We start from the raw sequence: 672 nt of genomic DNA, 5'->3' as shown, positions 1-672 counted from the left end.
CGCCTCTGATTGCCTAGGCATCCACCGTGTACGCTTAATTTCTTAACCTTACAACTCACAGTTGTCTTGGTTTTAATTACGCTTTTTTCTCTTTCTTTATGCCTCAACCTTTATCAATTCAACCTAACTAAACGTTATCGCTAACTTTTAATTAAATAACTCAATAAAAGCACTACACAAGAACGAGAACTCGTTTCTTTCAGCTTGTTCCTAATTGTTAAAGAGCTTTATCTTTCTATTCACTTAACAATAAATATAAGTAAATACAAACATAATTTTTTATTATCTAACGAAAGAGATTTCTTTAATGGTGGAGCTAAGCGGGATCGAACCGCTGGCCTCCTGCGTGCAAGGCAGGCGCTCTCCCAGCTGAGCTATAGCCCCAATAATTCACTTCATCTACACTTCCCCAACTCGCTTAACGTACCTGCGTTATGCTAATTTATGCTGTTCACATCATTAACACAAGCCTAAACTCGCAAAGTTAAGTAGAATTGGTGGGTCTGAGTGGACTTGAACCACCGACCTCACCCTTATCAGGGGTGCGCTCTAACCACCTGAGCTACAGACCCAATAAAGTGACTCTTTCTTCTAAACAAACAATCTGTGTGAACACTTACGAGCTCTTCGTAAGGAGGTGATCCAACCGCAGGTTCCCCTACGGTTACCTTG

2 tRNA genes are annotated in these 672 nt (G+C 40.9%); both read right to left on the bottom strand.

Annotated features, from left to right (window positions below):
- Positions 1 to 308: 308 nt before the first annotated feature.
- Positions 309 to 384 (bottom strand) — tRNA-Ala (locus GQ598_RS10885).
- 111 nt (positions 385 to 495) lie between these two features.
- Positions 496 to 572 (bottom strand) — tRNA-Ile (locus GQ598_RS10880).
- Positions 573 to 672 lie beyond the last annotated feature (100 nt).

The sequence above is a fragment of the Gilliamella sp. Pas-s95 genome (genome assembly GCF_009795795.1).
GTDB classification, from domain to species: Bacteria; Pseudomonadota; Gammaproteobacteria; order Enterobacterales; family Orbaceae; genus Gilliamella; species Gilliamella bombicola.
This window is presented reverse-complemented; position numbering and strand designations above follow the sequence as displayed.